Below are 2,585 nucleotides of genomic sequence, written 5' to 3'. Positions count from 1 at the left end.
ACCCGCGGGGCAAGGCGCATCATGCGCCGGGCCCCTTGACCGGTCGACTGCGGGACAGCGGCCGGCGGGGTGCGTTGTACGCGCCACCAAAAACCAACAGAGTGGCACGGACAACGCGCCCCGCTTCCCGACACCAGAGCCCTCATGGTGAGCCTGTCGAGTGGTGAGCCTGCCGAACCAAGCGGCCAGACGGTGAAAACCGGGCGTGGCGAGGATGCCGCGCGCCCGGCAGAAAGGAGACCAAGATGGACGAAGAAAACCCGCTCGTGACAGAAGCGCTGAACAGGTTCGAAGCGCTCCTGAAGAACGCGCCGGAGCCCGCGCTGGAGGGCCCCTTCGCACCGCCGCCATGGCCGCGCGCAGAGATGGATGTGATGCACCGCATGCTGGCCGGCGAGATGGGCCTGCCGGAGCGCTGTCCCGACCGGCGGTGCCGGCGTTCCGGGCGATGCAGGGGCGGGATCGGCGACAAGCCCGGCGCCTGCGCGGACCTTTGGGACGACGCCGGGAACGAGAGGCTGCGCGCCGCCTGTCTCGCCCTCGTGCTTGGCTGGATGACCGAGATCCGCCGCCTTTGCAGACGGGAGGACATGCTACTGCCGCCCGACATCCCCGCGGGTATCGAAACGCCCGACGAAAACATGCCGCAATGCCGCTGGTAGGGCACGGAACCCCGCCGCCCCTCCCCTCGTTCGCCCCTTGAAAGCAAGACCAGGGGAGACGAGACCATGGCCCGCTCCGACGAGCGCAAGACCGAGGTTCTGGAGGAAGGCGACATCTTCTTCCTTTACCGCCCGGCGGTGAACGAGGACGAGCCCCATGGCATGGGCGACGTGCAGCGCTTCGAGATGGTGCTGAGGCCCGTCGGCGGCGAGCATGTGCGCCTGATGATCGTCGGCCGCAAGCGCCTGCCCGATCCCGAGCGCCACGAGCGCTTCTGGGGCTTCGTCGAGATGGTCGCCGACTCGGCAAAGAAGATCGAGCCCGAACTGCGCGGCGAAGAATACGGCACGAAGACGCGCGGAAAGCAGGAGCAGCCCGCCGCCCGGCCCGCCGGCGAGGGCGTCTACGTGCTCTCGCTCGAGGATGGCCAGATGCACCTTTCCTACAAGCTGGAGCTGCCCGAAAAGCCCGGCGAGGTGCAGAAGGCCTTCCGCATCGCCCCCGAGGCGAGCTACGTGCTGTCCATCAAGAACCCGGAAAAGGGCAGTCCCGCCAATGCGGGACTGTCCGAAGACGACGAGGCGGACTATCCGAAGACGCTGCAGGAAGAGTTCCGCGGCCGCCGCTTCGCCCGCGAGGACGCCCACTTGCTCGACTACGAAGGCGCGGAGTTCATCCTGGTCGGCGCGCGCACCGACCCGGAAGCCGAATACGGCGTGGAGATGGAAACGGACGAGGAGGACTACGCGCACGCCGAGGCGATCCGCCGCCTGCGCATGGTCCGCTCCCGCCATCCGGTGAAGCCGCTCTTTAAGGGCGGCTGGGCGTGAGAGGCAGGATGAGATCGGCTGCGTCCGTCCCCACGCGCGTCATCCCGGCCAAGGGAGCGCAAGCGACCGCGAGCCGGGATCCATTCCGTGACGCCTCAGCCCGACGCAAACCGCGCCGGGACCGGCGGCACGGGCTCTCGAAAGGGCCGAGGGCCAGCGTCGGAGAGGGATCAGCTCCGCAGGCCGGTCTCCTTGAGCAGCCCCTTGCGCTTGGCGTCGTAATAGTAGCCGCTGGCGTAAAAGCGCACCGCGCGGTCCTCGTTGCCGCCGGCGGTGAGGTAGGCCCCGCGCAGATATTTCACCGCGTATTTCAGGTTCGTCTCGGCGTCGAGCAGCCCGCTCGCCGGTCCGCGATAGCCCATGGTCTGCGCCGTGTCGTGACGGATCTGCATCAGGCCCCAGTAGATCCTGTTGCGCGCGGCGGGGTTGAAGTTGCTCTCCCGCTTGACAACGCGGCGCACGAGCCTTTCCGGCACCTCGTAATGCGCCGCATATTTCCGGATCAGCGCGTCGAGCTCGGCGCTTTGCGCCTCGACCGGGCGCACCGTCCCGCTTTCCTCGAAGGCCGTCAGCGCGGCCGGCCTCGCCTGGCCCGCCGCATAGGCTTCCGCCGCCACGCCGCCCTCGTCACCGGCCGCCTCGGCACCTTGCTCCTTGGCCGGCCCGCCGAGCGCGGCGGTCGTCTTCGTGCCCGCCGTGCTGCACCCGGCAAGAAGTGGCGCGGCAAGAAGGGTACAAACGCTCAAACACTGCAGCAAAGTGGCCAAGGCTCACCCCTCCGGTTCCATTGCCTCCGCCCGCCTGCTGCATAGCCGATTGCCGAAAACTGTTCAACGCACAGTTTCCTTCGGGAAATGTTCTTGATTTGTACCAACGATCCGGGATAGGCTGGGGTCCGTCGTCTGGTCCCCCGGTTAAAGGCAATGCCGCTTCATCACGTTTTCGAAACCGCATTCGGGTTCTGCGGCATCGCCTGGAGCGAGGACGGCCTCTGCCGTTTCGTCCTTCCGGTCGAGGCGCCTGCGGCAGTCGAGGCCCGGCTGGAGAAGACGCTCCCCGGCTCCCGCGCCGCCGCCCCCACGGGTGCCGCCG

Annotated in this window: 3 protein-coding genes; 2 read left to right on the top strand and 1 reads right to left on the bottom strand. The window is 68.0% G+C overall.

All coding sequences use genetic code 11. From position 1 onward, the window contains the following. The first annotated feature begins 245 nt into the window (after positions 1-245). On the top strand, positions 246-662 hold the full coding sequence (locus tag ACFP9U_RS24670) for a hypothetical protein (protein WP_378625483.1): 417 nt from the start codon (positions 246-248) through the stop codon (positions 660-662). Between the two features lie 66 nt (positions 663-728). Beyond that, the gene (locus tag ACFP9U_RS24665; protein WP_378625481.1) at positions 729-1,493 is read left to right on the top strand and encodes a hypothetical protein; all 765 of its coding nucleotides are present in this window, start codon (positions 729-731) and stop codon (positions 1,491-1,493) included. Between the two features lie 170 nt (positions 1,494-1,663). Here ACFP9U_RS24665 and ACFP9U_RS24660 read toward each other — a convergent pair whose 3' ends face one another. Next, a complete protein-coding gene (locus tag ACFP9U_RS24660; protein WP_378625478.1) occupies positions 1,664-2,260 on the bottom strand; it encodes a transglycosylase SLT domain-containing protein in 597 nt (198 codons plus the stop codon). Between the last annotated feature and the right edge of the window lie 325 nt (positions 2,261-2,585).

Source organism: Nitratireductor sp. GCM10026969, assembly GCF_042660605.1.
Classification (GTDB): Bacteria; Pseudomonadota; Alphaproteobacteria; order Rhizobiales; family Rhizobiaceae; genus Chelativorans.
This window is presented reverse-complemented; position numbering and strand designations above follow the sequence as displayed.

What these genes read in the sequence shown, in the direction of transcription:
- ACFP9U_RS24670 (WP_378625483.1), top strand. Translation starts at nt 246, where the DNA reads ATGGACGAAGAAAACCCGCTCGTGACAGAAGCGCTGAACAGGTTCGAA.
- ACFP9U_RS24665 (WP_378625481.1), top strand. Translation starts at nt 729, where the DNA reads ATGGCCCGCTCCGACGAGCGCAAGACCGAGGTTCTGGAGGAAGGCGAC.